This is a genomic window from Flavobacterium gyeonganense, assembly GCF_029625295.1.
Classification (GTDB): Bacteria; Bacteroidota; Bacteroidia; order Flavobacteriales; family Flavobacteriaceae; genus Flavobacterium; species Flavobacterium gyeonganense.
The window spans coordinates 819790-840119 of record NZ_CP121112.1 but is presented as its reverse complement, the minus strand read 5'-3'; the positions used below and the strand labels follow the sequence as shown (position 1 = coordinate 840119).

Below are 20330 nucleotides of genomic sequence, written 5' to 3'. Positions count from 1 at the left end.
TGTTTTATGAAAAAATTAAAAGGTTCAAATAATTTTGAACCTTTTTTAGTTATTGGTAAAACAAATGAATTTTAAAATTTAAAAAATTGATTGTTGGATATGATTTCCTTTATTCCTTCAATTGCATTTATTTTTACTCTTTTATCAAAGGCAGCGATGTGATTGCTGTGATGTACATCTGTACCAACAAAATCATACATTTTGTTTTTTAATAACTGTTCAGAGATTTTAGTAACTTCTTCACCGTAGTAGCCTACAACAGCCAATAAATTCAATTGAAACAAACACCCTGCTTTTTTTAGTCTTTCGTATTCAATGAAATTTTTATGATAAAATAAATAGCGTTCCGGATGCGCTAAAATGGGTTTGTATCCTGCGACCTGTAAATCAAATAAAATTTTATATAACTGTATGGGTGCATTTATATATGACATTTCTACCAGGACATAATTGTCTTTTAAAGGAAGAAGCTTTTCATTTTGAAAATGTTTTTCAAACCAGTCGTCCATAAAGTATTCTGCTGCAGCCAAAAAAGGTTTGGATGCATTAGTATTGCTTAATAGTACGCTCGTTTCTGCATGATTTTTCTGAATAGTCTGAGGAGAATTATTCCATATGTAATGACTAATATGGGGCGTTGTTATAAATTGCGAAACCCCAATCTTTTCGAATGATTTTATTAGGCTCTCTGTGTCAGATATTGTTTTGGCACCATCGTCTATGCCTGGCAATAAATGCGAGTGAATATCAATATAATCACCTGATAAAAGATCCTTTAAATGTGGTTTTTGTTTTAAGAATGATAGCATGAGACAAAAGTAGAAAAAATGCAACAACTATTTTTGTTTATTGCCGGAGTTTTACCATTGTGATGTGAAGAAATTTGAATTAACATTTATGTGAATATTTTGAGTTCTATTGCAAGAATCATTTCTAAAATTATATAAATAAAAATAGTAGTATATGGTGCCGTATCTTCTGAATAGCGAAAATGTCTTTTATCACGTTGGGTTTGTTTGAAAATTTTTAACTTTCCTAAATATTTCAACTTAAATTTTTTGATGCAGTTATCAGTTGTTATTCTTAGTTATAATGTACGCTATTTTCTGGAACAGTGTGTGTTGAGTGTGCAGGAAGCCCTTTCTGGTATTGATGGGGAAATTATTGTAGTCGATAATAATTCTGATGATGATAGCTGCATAATGATGAAAAGCAGGTTTCCTGAAGTACGACTAATTGAAAATAAAGAAAATTCAGGATTTCCAAGAGGAAATAATATTGGTGTAGCTGAGGCTAAAGGCAAATATATTTGTATTCTTAATCCCGATACAGTAGTTGCAGAAGATACGTTTATAAAAATTTTGGCTTTCGCCGAAGGAAAAAAGAATCTCGGTATTATCGGCTGTAAATTAATTGACGGGACAGGAAATTTTCTACCTGAAAGCAAACGCGGAATCCCAACGCCCTGGGTTGCTTTTACAAAAATTTTTGGTTTATATAAGTTTTTTCCCAATCAAAAGCTTTTTAATCAGTATTATGCGCAGCATTTATCAGAAAATAAAACAGGAAAGGTTGATATTTTAGTAGGTGCATTTATGGTGATGGAACGCGAATTGTACTTGCAAATCGGAGGTTTCGATGAAAATTGTTTTATGTATGCAGACGACATAGATTTATCCTATTCTGTTTTGCAAAATCAAAAAAACAATTACTATTTTCATGAAACATCAGTAATACATTATAAAGGAGAAAGTACTGTCAAGGACGAAAAATACATGAGACGATTTCAGGAAGCAATGGAATTTTTCTATCAGAAGCATTTTAGAAAATCCTTATTTTTTTCGGTTTTTATTAAAGTTGGAATTTTTCTTTTTTCGGTTGTGAAAATGTTTCAGGGAAAACCTAAGTTAAATCCATTACCGGAAAGTTATGTTTTCTTTTCTGAAAATGAAATTTTGAGCCCCCAATTGTCTTCAATTTTAAAAAATAAAGTCAGTTTTTTAGATTTCAAAAAGGAAAAAATGGTAAATTCGTGCCTCCTTTCAGGGGGTAAAAGAATTGAGGTTATTTTAGATAATCAATACGTTTCTTTTAAAAAATGTATCGAAATCTTAGAAAGTCTTAAACGTACTAATATTACTTTTAAAATTTTACCCAAAAAAACTAGTTTTATAATTGGAAGTAATTCTAAAAATGAACGTGGTGAAATAATAAAAATTGAGTAAAAATTAAATTTTATGTAATTTATATTTTGAATATTTAGTAATTTCGCAATCTGAAAATCAAAATCACCTTTTAGGTTAATAATATGGCAAGATTTGAATTGAGACTTCCGAAAATGGGAGAAAGTGTAGCTGAAGCAACCATTACAAACTGGTTGAAACAAGTTGGAGACAAAATTGAAGCTGACGAAGCGGTACTGGAAATTGCAACGGACAAGGTTGATAGTGAAGTACCAAGTGAAGTGTCGGGAATTTTAGTTGAACAATTATTTGGCAAAGATGATCTGGTTCAGGTTGGACAAGTTATAGCGATTATTGAAACAGAAGGAGATAGTGCTTCAAAAGTAAAATCGATTGAAAAAACAGTAATTCCTGCTGAGGCAATTGAAATTGAGAAAACAATTGATGCTGTAAGAGAAGCTGTTTTAACTCCTCAGAATTTCTCGGATTCGGATAAATTCTTTTCCCCATTGGTGAAAAATATAGCTAAGGAAGAAGGTATTTCTGTTTCTGAATTAGAAGGTATACCAGGTTCAGGAAAAGAAGGACGTGTTACGAAAGAAGATATTTTAAAATACATTGAAAACCGTAAATCTGATGATAAAAAAGTAGAAGTTGTACTTTCTCCAAAATCAGCAGAACCAATACCTCAAAAAACGCAACACACAGTTCCGGTTTCTGTTAATGGAGAGGATGAAATTGTTGAAATGGACAGAATGCGTAAATTAATTTCTGGCTATATGACAGCATCGCTTCAAACTTCTGCACATGTTCAGTCTTTCATTGAAGTGGATGTGACGAATATTGTCAAATGGAGAGAAAAGGTTAAAGCTACTTTTGAAAAAAGAGAAGGCGAAAAACTTACCTTTACACCTATTTTTATGGAAGCTGTTGCAAAAGCAATAAAAGATTTTCCGGGAATCAATATATCGGTTGAGGGAGATTATATTATCAGAAAAAAGAATATAAATTTAGGGATGGCTGCTGCTTTGCCAAATGGCAATCTGATTGTGCCTGTTATTAAAAATGCAGATCAGTTAAATCTTGTCGGAATGGCAAAAGCGGTAAATGATTTGGCAAATCGTGCTAAAACCGGAAAGCTAAAACCTGATGATACTCAGGGAGGCACATATACTGTGACAAATGTAGGTACTTTTGGAAGTGTTTTTGGAACTCCAATTATTAATCAGCCACAAGTTGGAATCCTGGCTTTAGGGGCAATTCGTAAAGTGCCTGCAGTTATAGAAACACCTGAGGGTGATTTTATCGGAATTCGTCAGAAGATGTTTTTATCGCACTCTTATGATCATAGAGTAGTAGATGGGGCCTTAGGCGGAAGCTTTGTGAAACGTGTGGCGGAGTATTTAGAAGCATTTGATGTTGATAGGGATTTTTAAAATAATATATTTTAGAATGTTAAATCCGGCAGAATTAAATTTTGCCGGATTTTTTATTTTCGTAATATCTGCCTTTATAAAATAATTTAACAGTTGTTTGCGGTAATTGTTAGTGATAATTCGGCTTTAAAAATTACTTTTGTAAATTCAAAAATAAAAAAATGGAACTCAAACTCAGTAGACCAATCTGCTTTTTCGATTTAGAAACGACCGGAATTGATATCGGAAAAGACAGGATTGTAGAAATTTCAATATTTAAAGTTTTTCCAAACGGAAATAAAGAAAGCAAAACCTGGTTAGTTAATCCAACAATTCCAATTCCGCCGCATACAACCGAAGTACATGGTATAACAGATGAAAAAGTGGCGAATGAACCAACATTTAATGAGTTGGCTCCACAGGTATACAATATGATTAAAGACAGCGATTTGGGAGGTTTTAATTCAGATCGTTTTGATATTCCTTTATTGGCTGAAGAATTGCTTCGTGCAGGAGTTGATTTTGATATGAAAAACAAGGTTTCTGTAGATGTTCAGACTATTTTTCATAAAATGGAAGAGCGTACATTAAGTGCTGCATTCAAATTTTATTGCGGAAAAAGTCTTGAAAACGCACACTCTGCAGAAGCAGACACAATGGCAACTTATGAAATATTGAAAGCGCAGTTAGATCGCTATCCTGAACTGGAAAATGATATTAAGTCATTGTCAGAATTTACAACCCGCAAAAAAATTGCTGATTTTGCCGGAATGATTGCTTTTGATAAAGACAATGAAGAAATTTTTACTTTCGGAAAGCATAAAGGTGCAAAAGTTGAAAAAGTTTTAGAATCAGAACCAGGCTATTTTAGCTGGATTCAAAATGCTGATTTTCCTCTGTATACGAAAAAAGTTTTGACGGCAATTAAATTAAGAAAGTTGAACACCAAGTAAGTTAATAGTTGTTTGTTGATGGTTTTTTAACTAACAACAGACAACTGGAAACCAACAACAATTGATATGAAAATAATCTGCATCGGGAGAAATTATACCAATCATATTGAAGAGTTAAAAAACGAAAGGCCTTCAGAACCTGTTATTTTTATGAAACCGGATTCGGCGGTTTTATTAAAGCAGCATCCATTTGTTATTCCGGAATTTTCAGAAGATATTCATCATGAAATTGAGATTATTGTGAAAATTAATAAGGTTGGTAAATATATCGAGCCTAAATTCGCACATAAATATTACGATGAGATAAGCGTAGGGATTGATTTTACAGCTCGTGATTTACAAACAAAGTTAAAAGAGAAGGGGCTGCCGTGGGAAAAAGCAAAAGCTTTTGATGGTTCTGCAGTAATTGGGGATTTTTTACCAAAGACACTTTTTAATTCTGTTGAAAATATTAATTTTGAACTTCTGAACAACAACAAAGCAGTTCAGAAGGGGAATACAAGTCTCATGTTGTGGAAGATAGACGAGCTTATTTCGTATGTATCACAGTATTTTACTCTAAAAATAGGTGATGTTATATTTACCGGAACGCCTGCGGGAGTTGCAGCAGTTAAGCCAAATGATGTTTTAGAAGGCTTTTTAGAGGACAAAAAATTATTTAGAATACAAGTAAAATAATGGCATTAAAATATAATTTATCAAAAGTATACGCGCTTTCAGACAATGATTCGGAATTTGTAAATGAAATTCTAAGATTATTCGTTACTGAAGTCCCGGAAGATTTGAAGCAAATAAAAGAGGGTATTAAGAAAAAAGATCATAAACATGCCTATTCTTATGCGCATAAAATAAAACCAACCCTGGATTTGATGGGTTTGAATGTAGCTTTTGAGGAAATTTTGCAGGTTGAGGCCTGGACCAAGGCTGAAGGTAAAAAGAAAGAAATTATAGAAACTTTTAAAAGCATCAAAAAACAAGTAAATGATGCTGTTAAAGAAATTAAAAAAGATTTCGATGTTTAATATACGCCTTATTTTAGCTTTATAAGACAGGAATAAAATTCAGGAAGGTGTGTTTTGTTATATCTTTTGTCTGGAAATTTTGTTCGGCAAACTCTTTTTAATGCCGTAAAAGGCAGTTGTTTCTACTCTTGCGCAACTCTGTTTATCCACAGTTTTCCTTCTGCAAAGAAATTAAAATTGAATTGAAAAAATCAAAAATGAAAGCAACAATCATTACTATTGGAGACGAAATTTTAATAGGTCAGATTATTGATACGAACTCTGGATTTATTGCTAAATCATTAGATCGAATTGGAGTTGAGGTGAGGGAGATGATTTCGATAAGCGATGATAAAAAGCACATTTTAGATACTTTTTCACAACTCCAGAATAAAGTCGATCTAGTGATTGTAACGGGAGGATTAGGTCCAACTAAGGATGATGTCACAAAAAAAACTTTTTGCGAATATTTTGATGATCAGCTAGTTGTAGATCCTGAAGTTTTGGCTCATGTTACCCAATTAATCGAAGGTTATTTTAAGCGTGCGATTACGCAGATGAATAAAGATCAGGCTCTGGTTCCTTCCACTTGTACTATACTTCATAATAAAGTTGGTACAGCGCCCGGAATGTGGATGAAAAAAGAAAATACTGTTTTTATTTCACTCCCTGGAGTGCCATATGAAATGAAATATCTGGTTGAAGAAGAAATAATTCCTAAAATTGTCCGCGAATACAAACGTCCTTATATTATTCATAAAACCATTTTGACTTACGGGCAGGGCGAGAGTTTAGTTGCAGAACGTATTGAGCATTGGGAAAATAATTTACCTGGATTTATAAAACTTGCCTATCTTCCAAATCCGGGTCGTGTACGTTTAAGGCTGACTGCTAAGGGAACAGATAAAGGAATTTTAGAGGCGGCAATAGAAGAAAATGTAAAGTCATTGGATGCTATAATTCACGATATTATAGTAGGTTTTGATGATGATGAAACTATCGAAGTTGTTGTAGGGAAATTGTTGGTTCAGCAAAATAAAACTATTTCAACTGCTGAGAGTTTTACTGGCGGAAAAATTGCTTCATTATTATCTGCTGTTCCGGGAGCGTCTCATTACTTTAAAGGCAGTGTTGTTTCGTATGCAACAGAAACGAAAGTGAATGTTCTTGGGGTTCCGCAGAATCTTGTAGATGAATTTTCGGTAGTAAGTGCAGAGGTAGCGTCAGCTATGGCTTTGAATGTAAAACAGTTGCTTAAAACTGACTATGCTATTGCTACGACTGGGAATGCAGGTCCTTCCAAAGGCGATTCTGACACTGAAATTGGTGCCGTTTTTATTGCTTTGGCTACTCCGAATGGTGTTGTAACAGAAGAATTTAATTTCGGACAACCTCGTGAAAAAGTGATAGATAGAGCTACCATTAAGAGTCTGGAAATATTGCAGAAAGAAATTTTGAAAATTGTGTAATATTTTTTTGTTAAATGGTTTATTTTTCTTTTCTTTGCACCCTGATTTTGAATAACGATAAAAGATAAGTATAATGTCAAGAGTTTGTGACCTTACAGGTAAAAGAGCGATGGTAGGAAATAACGTTTCTCACGCTATGAACAAAACTAAGAGAAAGTTTTCTGTAAACTTAGTTAAAAAGCGTTTTTATCTTCCAGAAGAAGATAGATGGATTACTCTTAGAGTAGCAGCATCTACGATAAAAACAATTAATAAAAATGGAATCACTGCTGTTTTGAAAAAAGCGCAGTCAGAAGGATTTATCAAATAATCTTTTCCTAAATAAATATATAGCAAGATGGCAAAGAAAGGTAATAGAATCCAGGTAATTTTAGAATGTACTGAACACAAAACTTCTGGTGTTGCAGGGACTTCAAGATACATCACAACAAAGAACAAAAAAAATACTCCAGACAGATTAGAGATTAAAAAATTTAATCCTATCTTGAAAAGAGTAACTGTTCACAAAGAAATTAAGTAATAATTAGAGGTTTAATAAAATTTCAAATCCAGTCATTTGTTTTTTTATTAATTTCAATAACATTTGAATCATGGCAAAGAAAACCGTAGCATCGTTACAAACAGCTTCTAAGAGATTGTCAAAAGCCATCAAAATGGTAAAATCTCCTAAAACTGGTGCATATACATTCGTAGAATCTATTATGGCTCCTGAAGAAGTTGATGAATTCTTGAAAAAGAAATAATTACAATTACATTATATAGAAAAGCTACTTTCATTCGGAAGTAGCTTTTTTATTTTTTATATTTGTTTAAAATTTAAAGAAGCATTGCAAATTGGCTTTTTTTGATAATGGATTCCCGCTTTTTGCTACAATCTTTTATTTTGAAGTCCGCAATAAAAATATTTTTCGCTGAAAACGTAGTTCACTGAAATCCGATTGAAATGGAAATTATGTGAAGTATAATCGGGGCTAAATTAGGCATTGGGCTTTCTTTAAAGATTTGGATTTCAGATTATCTAAAATCTTAACATCTTAAACCTACATAATAAATGAGTTTTTTAAAAAATTATTCTCTTCCGATAAAAAAGAGACTTTAGACAAAGGTCTTGAAAAAACAAAAACAACTTTTTTCTCAAAGTTAAGCAAGGCTGTAGCCGGAAAGTCCAAAGTTGATGATGATGTATTAGATAATCTGGAAGAGATTCTGGTAGCATCTGATGTAGGAGTAAATACTACTCTGAAAATTATCGAAAGAATTGAAAAACGTGTTGCTGAAGATAAATATTTAGGGACAGACGAATTAAACCAGATTCTTCGAGATGAAATCGGGGCTTTATTGTCTGAAACCAATACAGGTGAAGCAACAGAATTTGAAGTTCCAAAAGATAAAAAACCTTATGTTCTAATGGTTGTTGGGGTAAACGGAGTAGGTAAGACCACTACTATTGGTAAGTTGGCGTATCAATTTAAAAAAGCCGGACACAAAGTGGTGTTGGGAGCTGCAGATACTTTTCGTGCGGCTGCAATCGATCAACTGCAGGTTTGGGCAGACCGTGTTGATGTTACAATTGTGAGACAAAATATGGGAAGCGATCCTGCTTCTGTCGCTTTTGATACTTTGCAGTCAGCCGTAGCACAAAATGCTGATGTAGTAATTATTGATACAGCAGGCCGTTTGCATAATAAAATTAATCTGATGAACGAGCTTTCAAAAGTAAAACGTGTAATGCAAAAAGTTATAGCTGATGCTCCTCACGATGTACTTTTGGTTTTGGATGGTTCTACAGGTCAAAATGCCTTTGAGCAGGCAAAACAGTTTACAGCTGCAACTGAGGTAACTTCCCTGGCTGTTACAAAATTAGACGGAACAGCAAAAGGCGGCGTTGTAATTGGCATTTCAGATCAGTTTCAAATTCCGGTAAAATACATTGGTGTCGGCGAAGGAATTGAAGATTTGCAAGTCTTTAATAAATATGAATTCGTTGATAGTTTTTTCAAATAATTATTCCTTAAGCATACAATGAAAAATATACCTCCTGTTGCCTTTTATTTTGCAAGTGTTCTGTGTTTTGTTATTGCAAATGTTTCAAAAGATAAAAGCTTGTCTTTTTATTATGTTCTATTGGTATTTGGACTACTTTTCTTTTTTGCAGGAATGTTGAAAAGAATCCGTACAAAGCGCTAGTTTTTTTATAATTTCTTTGTTTGATTTTATGAAATATTATAGTTTTATTTTGCTGTGTGTTTTGCTTTCATGTACAAACAGCAAAAATGAAATACGCAAAGAAATTCAAACAGAACATCAAAAAGTAATTGTTGTTCAGCCTTTAGGAAATTTTAAAACCAAAGAGGCTGAAAAAGTTGTTGCTCAAATAAAAACCATTAATTCTAATGTGGTTTTAAGGCAGGATATTCCTTTTCCTGAAAATTCTTTTTACAAACTCAGAAATAGATACCGGGCTGATAGTATTATTAAGAACCTTAAAAATAATATTGGCTTAGATTCTGTAATTGTTGGATTTTCACATGCTGATATCAGCACAACCAAAAATGGAATTCAGGACTGGGGTGTGATGGGACTAGGTTATAGACCTGGAAAAGCCTGTGTCGTTTCTGATTTCAGATTGTCAGTAAAAAATAAAAACGAACAATTTTATAAATTGGTTTTGCATGAATTGGGTCATACAGCAGGTTTGCCTCATTGTAAAATTAAAACTTGTTTAATGCGGGATGCTGAAGGTGGCAATCCTCTTGATCAGGAAAAAAGCTTCTGCAGGGAATGCAAAAGCTTTTTGAAAAGTAAGGGATGGAAATTACTGTAATTCTTTTGTATTATTGGTATAATGCACTAATTTTCTGCCATAAGACCTTATCGAAATCAGATAAGGCCAGATTTACATTATCAGCAGCATCTCCCATTCTAATGACAACCATTTTTTTGCTTGGAATAACATAGATTTTTTGATCGTTTTTTCCCAGAGCCATAAACATATCGCTTGGAGCAGTTGGAATTACACTTCCCTGAAAAGTAAGTTGTGACTGAGGAAGATGATAATTCGCTTTTCCGTTTAGCCACCAAAGGTAACCGTATCCTAAATTAATGTTTTGAGATGTGTTAGTGGCTTCATTGAAATAAGTTTCATTCAAAATAGTATTGCTATCCCATTTTCCTTTATTCAGCATCAGTAAACCAAAACGCGCCATGCTTCTGGTAGTGCTTGTATAAACGCTGTTTACGCCTAATTGAACCCAAGTGCCGTCCATTCCAATTTTATCTCTCAATTTAGTGTTGAAATAGGCTGACCAGTTTTGTTTGCTTGCTGCTGCAACAACATCCTGAAGTTTTACGTAAACATTATGATATGCCCAGCGTGTACCTGCATCGGCTTTGTAGATTAGATTGGCTGGTTCAACATCATCAGTGCTGTCATCTAGACCTGATGTCATTGTTAATAGATGTTTGCAGGTAATTAAATTCTCTTTCGCAAGTGTTTCGCTTGTCCACCCAGTGCCTAGATATTGTGAGACTTTATTGTTAATGTTAATGAGGTCTTCCTGTTGGGCAATTCCTGTAACGGTAGCCGTTAATGTTTTTCCTGCACTTGCCCAATACCAGTTTTTGCTTGCTGAATGGTCTCCGAAGTAATTTTCTAAAACGATTCGGCCATTAACCAAGATGATAAATGATTTGGAATTTTTGAGTTCTAAATAGTCTAAAAGCGGCTGAACAGCATTTTGGTTCCACTTTAGGTATGAAATAGATTGGGTTTCCCAAGTATTTCCTGTCAGAGGAGGAAAATACATGTTTTGTGTTGCAGTGATTTCAGAGCTGTTGTCTTCTTTACTACAGCTGATGCATACTAAGAGAATCAGGATCTTGTAAATTGTTTTAGTCATGGTTTATGTTTTTGGTTTGTGGTATGACCAAAAATATATAAAATAGTTTAATGTGTTTAGCAGATTTTTATTTCTTTTAAAGTTTATAAAGTTAACTTTGTAGTTCTCTAAAAATCTTTTGAAAACCGGAGACCTAGCCCTGATGGAAGCGGCATCCTTTTTCCAGCTGCTGCCAGCAGGAAAAAGATATAGCGGACAGCAGGAAACAGCTTCTTATTAAAATATATAGTATGAAAAACACTTTTATGATTTTGGTTGTGTCGCTTTTGTTTGTGGGCTGCAAACAGGAAATTAAACCGGCAGATATTGCAAAACTGAATGGCTATTGGGAAATTGAAAAGGTGGTTTTTGATAAAGGTGAGGAGAAGTTATACGGAATGAATGAGAACTTTGATTATTTTCAGATTAAAGGGACTAAAGGGAGGCGGACAAAAGTGATGGTGCAGCTTGACGGAACTTTCTTGACAACAAATACTTTTGAAAATGTATCTGTTAGTTTTACAGATAAAGGAGTGTTTCTGGATTATAAAACGGATTATGCAAAGTGGAGCGAAGAGCTGATTTCAATTTCAGATGAGAGTTTTGTGGTAAAAAATAATCAGAATAAAGAATATCATTATAAAAAATCAGGACCAGTAAATTTATTAAAAGATGGCGAAAAGACTAAATAACGAAAGTACGATTGGAGCTGTTTTGCAGCAGATTATTCAGGTAAATAAATTGCAGCCCGGAATGGATCAGATTGATGTAAAAGAGGCGTGGGCAAATTTGATGGGGAATGGTGTAAAAACGTATACAAGAAATGTTATTCTTAAAGGTACTACACTTTATGTAGAACTTGCATCAGCTGTTTTACGTGAAGAATTAAGTCACGGAAAATCCAAAATCGTTAAAATGATAAATGAAGAACTGGGGCGTGAGGTTGTGAAGGATGTGATTTTGAGATAGTAATCAGTGTTCAGTTTCAGTATCCATAAAAAAATCCCGATTCTAAAATGGAATCGGGATTTTTTTATCAGTAAGTAGTGCCAACTTAAAGCTGAACACTGAATACTAAAATTGTTCTCTTCCTGCAAAGTGGAATGCACTTTCGATAGCTGCATTTTCATCACTGTCAGATCCGTGTACTGCATTTTCTCCGATAGACGTTGCATATGCTTTACGAATAGTTCCTTCTGCAGCTTCAGCAGGGTTTGTAGCTCCGATTAAAGTTCTGAAATCTTCTACAGCGTTGTCTTTTTCTAAAATAGCAGCAACAATTGGTCCGCGAGACATAAATTCTACCAATTCTCCGTAAAAAGGTCTTTCTGCGTGAACTGCATAAAAAGCTTTTGCATCAGCTACAGTTAATTGCGTTAATTTTAATGAAACGATTTTGAAACCTCCGTTTGTAATCATTGCCAGGATATTTCCGATGTGTCCGTTTGCAACTGCATCAGGTTTAATCATGGTAAAAGTTCTATTTGTAGCCATTTTTTGTGTTTTTTAAATTTGGTGCAAAAATAGAACTTTTTTGCGAATTGATTTTAATATATTCATAATTAAAACAGGTTTGAATGGTGTTTTGAATAATAAAAATAAAAATTATGAATCATGATACAAAAAAAGAGACGCACAACAGTGCGTCTCTATAAATAGGTCGAAATGTTTTTAAACTTTAAATATTAATTTATTTCTGTAGAATATCCACAAAATAAATGTCCAGATGCAAACATAAACTAATGCACCAGCTAATGAGGCTGTCATCGGGTTACTAAAGAACGGCGCAATCCAGAAGCGATATAAAAAGTCTAAAAGATTAATCCGCTGTTCGGGGTTTTTGGGATTTTGGTATTGAATCATTACCAAAGCCTGCGGTATAATTTGAGAACTAAAAAATACAATCATTGGATTTACACCCCAGATCAGGAAGGGTTTAAATCCTTTTTTGTAGTTGGCAATATCAATCAGGTAATATAATATGGTAAAAAATACGGTTGCTAATCCTGTTGTAAATAAAACATAACTGCTTGTCCAAAGCGATTTGTTGATTGGAAAAATCAAATCCCAAAGTAATCCTAAAATGATAAGAAAAGCGCCAATCCTGCCCATTTTTAGTGCTTTTTTAATTTTAGAACTATCACTTTGTAAAGACTGTCCAATTAACAAACCGATAATTCCGTTTACAATTGATGGAATAGTACTTAAAATTCCTTCCGGATCCCAGGTGACAGTACCGCTGTACATATGACCTTTTAGCAGAATACTATCAAGCCATGATGACAGATTGGTTCCTTTTTCAAGATTTGCTTCTCCAATTCCGGGAACGGGAATCAGTGTCATTATCGTCCAGTATCCTAATAATAAAACTGCTCCGGTTATAATTTGTGTTTTTAAAGTCGTTTTTAAATATAAAAGTGAGACTACGAAATATACAATGGCAATTCGTTGTAAAACCCCAGGAAGCCTTACATCATTATATGCTTCGATACCGCTGTAAGCCAAAACCAAATAAATAAGCAGAATTGAAAAGGCTAAAATATTTTTGACTTTAGAACTAAAACTTCCCATTAAAGCATAACCAACAGCAATTGTTATGGCTAATCGACCAATAAGAAGTGGAATTCCATTGAGCCCAAATAATTGGATTTTACCAAAGAAGTTGAAGAAAATCCCCAGACACAACATTCGCAACGAACGAATCAGGATTTTACTGAAAGTAGTATTGTCATAAAATTTGTCAGGCATTGCAAGCGGAACAGCAACTCCCATAATAAAAACAAAAAAAGGGAATACCAAATCGGTTGGCGTACAGCCGTGCCAATCGGCATGTAACAGAGGAGGATAAACATTGCCCCAGTCTCCGGGATTGTTGACAATAGTCATTAATAAAATAGTGAGTCCACGAAAGACATCTAGCGAAATTAAGCGTTCTTTTACCATTTGTTTTGGGTAAATTGATTAGTTAATTATTTTAAAAATCGCTATTTGGTTTGAAACAATAATCCGGAACAGAGTGGTTATTTTATTCCTGATTGTTGTAGTATTTTATCGGTATCTATATTGTAATAATTGAAAAATTAGTTTCTAAAGGTTTTAATTTTTGAGTTAATAATGGAATTAATTGTTCGCCTTTTTCTAAATAAAATTCAGAAAAATTGGCCTGACGTTCCTGTAAACTGTTATTTGGAAACAATTCACACTGCAAATCAGTAACTCTCTCTAATTGATCCTGCAGTTTTCTTTTTTGTGCTTTAAGTAAACGTTTTTCAAGATTTTCAAGACCTTTTGTCTGTTTAATTTCCTGAGCTTTTACCGCACCTGAAAAAGATTTATCGGTTTGATCCGCTAATTCGTAAAGATATTGAAACTGGTTTTTCAGAATTTCTTTTTGAGCCGATAAATCAATCGAAAAAGCTGATATTTTATGTGTTACAGTGTTTAATAAATCTTCTTGCTTTGTAAATAGGTCTTTCCAGTTTAAATGCAGCTGATCTGCTTTTTTAACCTGCTTTTCGGTTGCCAAAAGTACCGAATTACGCACTAAAAGTATTGGGAAAGTTATGTCTACTGCATCAAAAAATGATTTCAATTCCAGCCAGTAAGCAATTTCTCCGCCTCCGCCAATGTAGCATAAATTAGGTAAGATAATTTCCTGATACAACGGACGCATAATTACATTTGGACTGAATTTTTGAGGATTGCTTTCTAATAATTTTAGGATCTCGTCTTTAGAAAATGAAATTTTGGTATTGTTTACGTAATATTTGTCCTTCTCAAAAATAATTCTCTCACGCAAGTTGTCTTCAATATAAAACAAATTAATTTCGCGCGGATTTACCTGAACACTATAATCGGTCAGTTTTTCGATTGTTTCCTGTACCGCTTTGAAGGAAGTTTGTTCCACTAATTCTTCTTTTACATACGGTATAAAAGCTCGTTTTAGGTCGGCATCATCTGCATCAATGATAACCAAGCCCGGAGAAGCAAATAAACTGTTGGCTAAAAAACGTGTTGCATCAGCAAGATTATCATGTTTTAGATAAGCATCTTCAAACAGTTTTTTCAGCGCATTGGCATTTGTGCTTGATCCTAATTCCAAAGCATAAATTTCCAAAAATTCGGCTAAACCTTCAGTTGAAAGTCTTCCAACAGGACCGGTACTTTCCTTATTCCATCTGAATTTTTTTCCTTTAAAATTAAAATAATTAATCTCTTCAAAATCATGGTCTTCTGTTGCCATCCAATAGACCGGAACAAAATTATAAGTTGGATATTTTGATTTTAATTCTTTGGTCAGGTTAATTGTTGAAATGATTTTATATAAAAAATACAAAGGGCCGCTAAACAAATTTAGCTGATGTCCGGTTGTAATCGTAAAGGTGTTTTGCAGTGCTAAAAGCTCAATATTTTGCTTAGTCGCATCAGAAATTTCGATATTTTGATATTGCTTCTTCAGCGTATTTACTAGCGCAATTCGGTTTGCATTATCAAAATTTGATTGCTTTTCTATAATTTGTTTTTCAAAATTTTCAAGTGTTGGAAAGCGATTGTACAGCGGTTTTAATTCTGATTTCTGATCTAAATAATCTTGCATCAATTTAGAGAAATATCCTGAGTTTTGATAGCTGATACAGTCGCTTGGCATAATCTTGATTTTATTTTTGACAGCTGTAAATTTAATGAAAATATACAGTTAAAAATGGTTTTAACGATAGCTTATGATTTGATTTTTATTTTTGTATTTAAAAACTTTATAATCAGGTTTTTAGTTTTTAAAAAGTTGTGTAACATTGAAAATTTATAAAATTTGTTAAAAAGTATAGGTGTTGCAAAACTAATTCTTCTAAAACTGAATTATTCACAATGAAACTATACTTTTGTAATCAAAAAAAGTTATATCAGTTTTCACATGAAAAATAATCCCAATCAAAAGAACTCCTTAAAACATGTTCTCTTTGGAAGCCTTATTGGTACCACAATTGAATTTTTTGATTTTTATATTTATGCCAATGCAGCCGTATTGGTTTTTCCACAATTATTTTTCCCTGGTTCAGATGCCACCATGGCAACTTTGGAATCCTTAGCTACTTTTTCCATTGCATTTTTATCACGTCCGTTGGGGTCTGCTTTTTTGGACATTACGGAGATAAAATCGGACGTAAATTCACTTTAGTTGCAGCCTTATTGACTATGGGAATTTCGACAGTCACCATCGGATTTTTGCCTGGTTATGCTAGTATTGGTGTTGCCGCTCCTTTATTATTGATGCTTTGCAGATTTGGGCAAGGTGTTGGTTTAGGAGGAGAGTGGGGAGGAGCTGTTTTATTAGCGATTGAAAATGCACCGCCGCATAAACGTGCCTGGTACGGAATGTTTCCGCAATTAGGTGCGCCAATTGGATTACTGCTTTCAGGAGGGACTTTCTTGTTGCTGACGGATTCAATGAGTAATGAAGATTTCATGAATTATGGCTGGAGAATTCCTTTTATTGCCAGTTCACTTTTGGTTATAGTTGGTTTTTATATCAGGACTAAAATTACTGAAACTCCTTCATTCGAAAATTCTAAAAAAGCACACGAAGAAGTAAAAGTTCCGTTTTTAACTTTGGTAAAATCATATAAAAATCAACTGATTTTTGGAACGTTAGGAGCTGTAACAACCTTTTTGGTGTTTTATTTAATGACTGTATTTACGCTAAGTTGGATTACTTCAGATTTAGGTTATGTAAAAAGAGATGCCTTGTTGATTCAATTGTTTTCGGTATTGTTTTTCGCTCTTTTTATTCCGATTTCAGCTTTGGTTGCGGATAAAATTGGGCGTCGAAAAATATTAATTTTCACTACAATTGCTATTGCTGTTTTTGGATTTTTCTTTTCGTTATTCCTTAATTCCGGAAGCCCGTTTTTGGTAACCGCTTTTGTTTGTATCGGAATGTCTTTGATGGGCTTTACGTATGGGCCTCTGGGAACATTTTTGTCAGAGTTGTTTCCTACCACTGTCCGTTATTCAGGTGCATCTTTAACGTTTAATCTGGCTGGAATTCTAGGAGCAGCATTTGCACCCATGATTGCAATTTGGCTGGCAAGTACGTATGGTTTGAATTATGTTGGTTTTTATCTGACAATTGCAGCTATTATTTCTTTAGTTTCCTTTTTAGTGATTTCTAAAAAAGTACATCAGTTTTAATATTACTAAAAACTAATTTATATGGAGGTAACGAGTCATTCGTTACCTCTTTTTTTTGGAAAAAACTTAAAACGGTTGATTAATTTATGTTTTATGAAATTTTATTTACCCTTTAAGTCTTTGTATTTTAATGTTTTAAAAATATTTTTAAGAAAATTTTGTGATTTAATTTGTTTATTAAAAAAATAATTCACAAAATTTGCATCAGAAAATAAGTAATTAACTATTAATCAACGAAGACAATGTTTGTATTAAACCTTACCTCTCAAAACATCGCATCAGGATCAGATTCTGTTGGCATGTGTCTTCGTGGCTTTTCTCAATCATAGTAAATCAATTTAGAGATATGAACAAGCCCGAAGGAAAATAACTTTCGGGCTTTTTTATTCTAGACACTTCAAAATTCCCGGATACCAGAACTGAATTTATCTGTTTCAGATAAAATATTTATCAAAATCTATTTGCTCAGATTTTGCATCATGTTTTGCGCGTATTCTTATGCCTTAAATGTTTTAAGATAAAGTATTTCATTTTGTAAAAAAGAAACAGGCAATATTGATTTTGGAAGAATTTCAATAGTAAAAAACAAATGGGAAATAAATTATCCGGAAAAGACCTGATTAAAATAGGCTTTCCAAAAAATAATAGTATCAACATTGCCTTGGGGCAAATCAACCGATACAGAAAAAGAGAAAAAAAAGAAAGTATATTAACCGAAGCCAAAGAAGTTTTACTGTTTCCGGAAAAATTTACCGGACACGGAACCTGGGGAAAAGTTGCCGAAGGATTGGTAAATCCGGTACAAGTCAGAATGCATCAGCTTAACAACACGAGAGCGCCTTTTTCTATTTTCGGAGAAAACGAAATTGATGAACAGGCAAAATATCAATTGTATGATGCCTTGAAACTACCAATTTCAGTTGCCGGAGCTTTAATGCCGGACGCGCATTCCGGTTACGGATTACCAATTGGTGGAGTCCTGGCAACAGATAATGCCGTGATTCCGTATGGAGTTGGAGTAGATATCGGCTGTAGAATGAGTTTGTCAATTTTTGATATTCCGGCCTCTTTTTTTAAAGGAAAGGAACATCAGATGGAAGCTATTTTAAAAGACAATACCAAGTTTGGAATGTATGAAACCCACACCATTCGGGCAGATCACGAAGTGTTTAGTCGAAGCGAATTTCAGGATATTCCGCTTTTGAAAAACCTTTTAAATAAAGCGTATAAGCAATTGGGAACATCTGGAGGAGGAAATCACTTTGTTGAATTCGGAATTGCAAAAATTACTAATCCGCTCAACGAATGGAAGATTGGAGTTGGAGAATATTTTGCAGTGCTTTCGCATAGCGGTTCCCGGGGATTGGGTGCTAATATCGCAAAACATTACACCTATCTGGCAACCAAACAATATCCGCTGCCTAAAAATGTTCAGCATTTAGCATGGCTCGATCTGAATACTCATGATGGTCAGGAATACTGGCTGGCTATGAATTTAGCTGGAGATTATGCCAAAGCCTGTCATGATGATATTCACCGCCGAATTGCAAAAGCGATTGGTAAACGTGTTGTTGTGACAATTGAAAACCATCACAATTTTGCATGGAAAGAAATCGTAAATGGCAAAGAAGCTATTGTACATCGAAAAGGAGCAACTCCAGCAAATACTGGTGAACTGGGCATTATTCCAGGTTCAATGACTGCCCCCGGATTTATTGTTCAGGGAAAAGGAAATGCAGAGAGTTTAAACTCTGCGTCTCATGGTGCGGGGCGATTGTTTTCTCGTAAAAAATGCAAGGAATCATTTACCCAAAGCGAGATTAAAAAAGTCCTGAAGGCAAATGAGGTGACTTTAATTGGAGGTAATATTGACGAAGCACCCATGGCCTATAAAGAGATTAATAAAGTAATGGCTAACCAAACGGAATTGGTGGATGTATTAGGCACATTTACACCAAAAATCGTTAGAATGGACAGATAATTATGGAAAAAATAATTCAAATAACATCAGGGCGCGGCCCGGCTGAATGTAGCTGGGTTGTGGCTCAGGTGCTGAAAACTTTTCTGGAAGAAGCAAATGACAATAAAATAAAAACAACTTTGCTTCAGCGGGAAAAAGGAATCGAAAACGGAACGGTAGAAACAGCAACAATTTTACTCGAAAGTGATAATCTAAATGAATTTGTAAACTCATGGAAAGGAACCATTCAGTGGATTGGACAGAGTCAGTTTAGAAAATTTCATAAACGTAAAAACTGGTTTATCGGAATTTTTGAAGTTGATAAAACGTCAACTACCGAAATTTCGGAAAAAGACATTCAGTATCAGGCGATGCGTAGTTCCGGTGCCGGAGGACAACATGTAAACAAAGTAAGTTCAGCAGTACGGGCGACTCATGTTCCAACAGGAATTACCGTAGTGGCTATGGATTCTCGATCTCAGCACCAGAATAAAAAACTGGCAACCGAAAGATTGCTTCAGAAGTTTAAGGATGAAACTGTTAAACAATTCAAAGCCGAATTTCAGGCACAGTGGATGAACCAATTGCAGATTCAGCGTGGGAATCCGATTCGGATTTTTGAGGGTTCAGATTTTAAGAAACAAAAACAAGTTAAAAATTACAAACAGGAGCGGCAAAGATTAAAACGGGAAGATTATTTCGACCGAGAATAATAATAGAATTTTGCATTCCGAATAGAAAAATTATGAAAACAGTAGGTAAATATCTTTTTCAGGCATTAGACAATTATCCATATTGGTTGGAAGGAACCATCGAATCGTTGGATTATGCTTTGTCTTATGACGATAAAAATACTATGGCGTTATGCTTATACGGACAGGTTTTCTCAGATCAGTTATCCAAATATGAAGAAGCCAAAGAGTATTTTCAGAGAGCACTTTCAATTGATATCCATGCTTTAGAAGTATATCCTTTTTACATTCATACTTTAATTTTGAATGAAGATTACGAAGAAGCAATGAAGCTGATTGATTTTGCATTGACAGTTAAAGGAATCAATAAAACGGAGATTCTTTTGAAGAAAGTAATACTTTTTGAGCGTCAGCAGGAATTTAAGAAAGCATTGAAAGTGATTAAAAAAGTAAAACTTACCACAATCAATACTTGTTATGACTATACGATTGAAGAATCTGAAAAAAGGCTGAACAAAAAACTGAATGGTGATTCGAAAAAAGACAAGTCAGCCAAAAAGAAAAAGAAAAACAAGTAAAAAAGGAAAGGA

23 protein-coding genes are annotated in these 20330 nt (G+C 34.0%); 17 read left to right on the top strand and 6 right to left on the bottom strand.

Translation table 11 applies throughout. The features are described 5' to 3' along the window. Positions 1–71 precede the first annotated feature (71 nt). Entirely contained in the window at positions 72–809 is a 738-nt protein-coding gene (locus tag P5P89_RS03475; RefSeq protein WP_278010756.1) for a tyrosine-protein phosphatase, read from the bottom strand. Between the two features lie 252 nt (positions 810–1061). Between P5P89_RS03475 and P5P89_RS03470 the strand changes: the two genes are divergently transcribed. The 11 genes from P5P89_RS03470 to P5P89_RS03420 all read left to right on the top strand — a co-directional run bounded on the left by P5P89_RS03470 (position 1062) and on the right by P5P89_RS03420 (position 9845). Continuing rightward, positions 1062–2225, top strand: coding sequence for a glycosyltransferase family 2 protein (locus P5P89_RS03470; RefSeq protein ID WP_278010755.1), 1164 nt, complete (start codon positions 1062–1064; stop codon positions 2223–2225). Between the two features lie 83 nt (positions 2226–2308). Further along, entirely contained in the window at positions 2309–3619 is a 1311-nt protein-coding gene (locus P5P89_RS03465; protein WP_278010754.1) for a dihydrolipoamide acetyltransferase family protein, read from the top strand. A gap of 161 nt (positions 3620–3780) precedes the next feature. Next, positions 3781–4551, top strand: a complete 771-nt coding sequence (locus P5P89_RS03460) for a 3'-5' exonuclease (RefSeq protein WP_278010753.1) — start codon at positions 3781–3783, stop codon at positions 4549–4551. Positions 4552–4617: 66 nt separating this feature from the next. Continuing rightward, complete coding sequence (locus P5P89_RS03455; RefSeq protein ID WP_278010752.1) at positions 4618–5229, top strand: fumarylacetoacetate hydrolase family protein; 612 nt, start codon at positions 4618–4620, stop codon at positions 5227–5229. Beyond that, positions 5229–5573, top strand: a complete 345-nt coding sequence (locus tag P5P89_RS03450) for an Hpt domain-containing protein (protein WP_025572169.1) — start codon at positions 5229–5231, stop codon at positions 5571–5573. Before P5P89_RS03455 ends, P5P89_RS03450 begins: the two co-directional genes overlap by 1 nt. 197 nt (positions 5574–5770) lie before the next feature. Continuing rightward, positions 5771–7021, top strand: a complete 1251-nt coding sequence (locus P5P89_RS03445; protein ID WP_278010751.1) for a CinA family nicotinamide mononucleotide deamidase-related protein — start codon at positions 5771–5773, stop codon at positions 7019–7021. Between the two features lie 73 nt (positions 7022–7094). Further along, on the top strand, positions 7095–7331 hold the full coding sequence (gene rpmB, locus P5P89_RS03440; RefSeq protein WP_008468080.1) for a 50S ribosomal protein L28: 237 nt from the start codon (positions 7095–7097) through the stop codon (positions 7329–7331). Positions 7332–7358: 27 nt separating this feature from the next. After that, a complete protein-coding gene (gene rpmG / locus P5P89_RS03435) occupies positions 7359–7541 on the top strand; it encodes a 50S ribosomal protein L33 (RefSeq protein ID WP_017495179.1) in 183 nt (60 codons plus the stop codon). 70 nt (positions 7542–7611) lie between these two features. Further along, on the top strand, positions 7612–7764 hold the full coding sequence (locus P5P89_RS03430; RefSeq protein ID WP_070261881.1) for a DUF4295 domain-containing protein: 153 nt from the start codon (positions 7612–7614) through the stop codon (positions 7762–7764). Positions 7765–8068: 304 nt separating this feature from the next. Beyond that, positions 8069–9025, top strand: a complete 957-nt coding sequence (gene ftsY / locus P5P89_RS03425; RefSeq protein WP_278011982.1) for a signal recognition particle-docking protein FtsY — start codon at positions 8069–8071, stop codon at positions 9023–9025. A gap of 211 nt (positions 9026–9236) precedes the next feature. Further along, positions 9237–9845, top strand: coding sequence for a Zn-dependent protease (locus P5P89_RS03420; RefSeq protein ID WP_278010750.1), 609 nt, complete (start codon positions 9237–9239; stop codon positions 9843–9845). Between the two features lie 10 nt (positions 9846–9855). On the opposite strand, the gene P5P89_RS03415 is transcribed toward P5P89_RS03420, so the two are convergent. Then, the gene (locus P5P89_RS03415; RefSeq protein ID WP_278010749.1) at positions 9856–10920 is read right to left on the bottom strand and encodes a serine hydrolase domain-containing protein; all 1065 of its coding nucleotides are present in this window, start codon (positions 10918–10920) and stop codon (positions 9856–9858) included. Positions 10921–11150: 230 nt separating this feature from the next. Here P5P89_RS03415 and P5P89_RS03410 point away from each other — a divergent pair, with 230 nt between their 5' ends. Beyond that, a complete protein-coding gene (locus P5P89_RS03410) occupies positions 11151–11591 on the top strand; it encodes a hypothetical protein (RefSeq protein ID WP_278010748.1) in 441 nt (146 codons plus the stop codon). Continuing rightward, positions 11572–11868 (top strand): DciA family protein, encoded by a 297-nt coding sequence (locus P5P89_RS03405; RefSeq protein ID WP_278010747.1) that lies wholly within the window; start codon positions 11572–11574, stop codon positions 11866–11868. The genes P5P89_RS03410 and P5P89_RS03405 overlap by 20 nt, the downstream gene beginning before the upstream one ends. A gap of 105 nt (positions 11869–11973) precedes the next feature. Here P5P89_RS03405 and P5P89_RS03400 read toward each other — a convergent pair whose 3' ends face one another. The 4 genes from P5P89_RS03400 to P5P89_RS21610 all read right to left on the bottom strand — a co-directional run bounded on the left by P5P89_RS03400 (position 11974) and on the right by P5P89_RS21610 (position 16041). Next, positions 11974–12393, bottom strand: coding sequence for a nucleoside-diphosphate kinase (locus P5P89_RS03400; RefSeq protein ID WP_012026941.1), 420 nt, complete (start codon positions 12391–12393; stop codon positions 11974–11976). Positions 12394–12570: 177 nt separating this feature from the next. Beyond that, positions 12571–13842, bottom strand: coding sequence for an acyltransferase family protein (locus tag P5P89_RS03395; RefSeq protein WP_278010746.1), 1272 nt, complete (start codon positions 13840–13842; stop codon positions 12571–12573). 115 nt (positions 13843–13957) lie between these two features. Further along, positions 13958–15547, bottom strand: coding sequence for a bacillithiol biosynthesis cysteine-adding enzyme BshC (gene bshC / locus P5P89_RS03390; protein ID WP_278010745.1), 1590 nt, complete (start codon positions 15545–15547; stop codon positions 13958–13960). 356 nt (positions 15548–15903) lie between these two features. Then, positions 15904–16041, bottom strand: a complete 138-nt coding sequence (locus P5P89_RS21610; RefSeq protein WP_340696514.1) for a hypothetical protein — start codon at positions 16039–16041, stop codon at positions 15904–15906. On the opposite strand from P5P89_RS21610, the gene P5P89_RS03385 reads away from it, so the two are divergent. From P5P89_RS03385 to P5P89_RS03370, 4 genes are all read left to right on the top strand, one after another. Continuing rightward, positions 15979–17088 (top strand): MFS transporter, encoded by a 1110-nt coding sequence (locus tag P5P89_RS03385; protein WP_340696540.1) that lies wholly within the window; start codon positions 15979–15981, stop codon positions 17086–17088. The genes P5P89_RS21610 and P5P89_RS03385 overlap by 63 nt on opposite strands. 589 nt (positions 17089–17677) lie before the next feature. Then, complete coding sequence (locus P5P89_RS03380; RefSeq protein WP_278010744.1) at positions 17678–19069, top strand: RtcB family protein; 1392 nt, start codon at positions 17678–17680, stop codon at positions 19067–19069. Positions 19070–19071: 2 nt separating this feature from the next. Continuing rightward, positions 19072–19761, top strand: coding sequence for a peptide chain release factor H (gene prfH / locus P5P89_RS03375; RefSeq protein WP_278010743.1), 690 nt, complete (start codon positions 19072–19074; stop codon positions 19759–19761). A 32-nt stretch (positions 19762–19793) separates the two neighbouring features. Beyond that, entirely contained in the window at positions 19794–20318 is a 525-nt protein-coding gene (locus tag P5P89_RS03370; protein WP_278010742.1) for a tetratricopeptide repeat protein, read from the top strand. Positions 20319–20330: the final 12 nt, after the last annotated feature.

Excerpts from the sequence above, each read along its gene's own strand:
- P5P89_RS03475 (WP_278010756.1), bottom strand. The coding sequence starts at position 809 with ATGCTATCATTCTTAAAACAAAAACCACATTTAAAGGATCTTTTATCA.
- P5P89_RS03470 (WP_278010755.1), top strand. The coding sequence starts at position 1,062 with ATGCAGTTATCAGTTGTTATTCTTAGTTATAATGTACGCTATTTTCTG.
- P5P89_RS03465 (WP_278010754.1), top strand. The coding sequence starts at position 2,309 with ATGGCAAGATTTGAATTGAGACTTCCGAAAATGGGAGAAAGTGTAGCT.
- P5P89_RS03460 (WP_278010753.1), top strand. The coding sequence starts at position 3,781 with ATGGAACTCAAACTCAGTAGACCAATCTGCTTTTTCGATTTAGAAACG.
- P5P89_RS03455 (WP_278010752.1), top strand. The coding sequence starts at position 4,618 with ATGAAAATAATCTGCATCGGGAGAAATTATACCAATCATATTGAAGAG.
- P5P89_RS03450 (WP_025572169.1), top strand. The coding sequence starts at position 5,229 with ATGGCATTAAAATATAATTTATCAAAAGTATACGCGCTTTCAGACAAT.
- P5P89_RS03445 (WP_278010751.1), top strand. The coding sequence starts at position 5,771 with ATGAAAGCAACAATCATTACTATTGGAGACGAAATTTTAATAGGTCAG.
- rpmB (WP_008468080.1), top strand. The coding sequence starts at position 7,095 with ATGTCAAGAGTTTGTGACCTTACAGGTAAAAGAGCGATGGTAGGAAAT.
- rpmG (WP_017495179.1), top strand. The coding sequence starts at position 7,359 with ATGGCAAAGAAAGGTAATAGAATCCAGGTAATTTTAGAATGTACTGAA.
- P5P89_RS03430 (WP_070261881.1), top strand. The coding sequence starts at position 7,612 with ATGGCAAAGAAAACCGTAGCATCGTTACAAACAGCTTCTAAGAGATTG.
- P5P89_RS03420 (WP_278010750.1), top strand. The coding sequence starts at position 9,237 with ATGAAATATTATAGTTTTATTTTGCTGTGTGTTTTGCTTTCATGTACA.
- P5P89_RS03415 (WP_278010749.1), bottom strand. The coding sequence starts at position 10,920 with ATGACTAAAACAATTTACAAGATCCTGATTCTCTTAGTATGCATCAGC.
- P5P89_RS03410 (WP_278010748.1), top strand. The coding sequence starts at position 11,151 with ATGAAAAACACTTTTATGATTTTGGTTGTGTCGCTTTTGTTTGTGGGC.
- P5P89_RS03405 (WP_278010747.1), top strand. The coding sequence starts at position 11,572 with ATGGCGAAAAGACTAAATAACGAAAGTACGATTGGAGCTGTTTTGCAG.
- P5P89_RS03400 (WP_012026941.1), bottom strand. The coding sequence starts at position 12,393 with ATGGCTACAAATAGAACTTTTACCATGATTAAACCTGATGCAGTTGCA.
- P5P89_RS03395 (WP_278010746.1), bottom strand. The coding sequence starts at position 13,842 with ATGGTAAAAGAACGCTTAATTTCGCTAGATGTCTTTCGTGGACTCACT.
- bshC (WP_278010745.1), bottom strand. The coding sequence starts at position 15,547 with ATGCCAAGCGACTGTATCAGCTATCAAAACTCAGGATATTTCTCTAAA.
- P5P89_RS21610 (WP_340696514.1), bottom strand. The coding sequence starts at position 16,041 with ATGTCCAAAAAAGCAGACCCCAACGGACGTGATAAAAATGCAATGGAA.
- P5P89_RS03380 (WP_278010744.1), top strand. The coding sequence starts at position 17,678 with ATGGGAAATAAATTATCCGGAAAAGACCTGATTAAAATAGGCTTTCCA.
- prfH (WP_278010743.1), top strand. The coding sequence starts at position 19,072 with ATGGAAAAAATAATTCAAATAACATCAGGGCGCGGCCCGGCTGAATGT.
- P5P89_RS03370 (WP_278010742.1), top strand. The coding sequence starts at position 19,794 with ATGAAAACAGTAGGTAAATATCTTTTTCAGGCATTAGACAATTATCCA.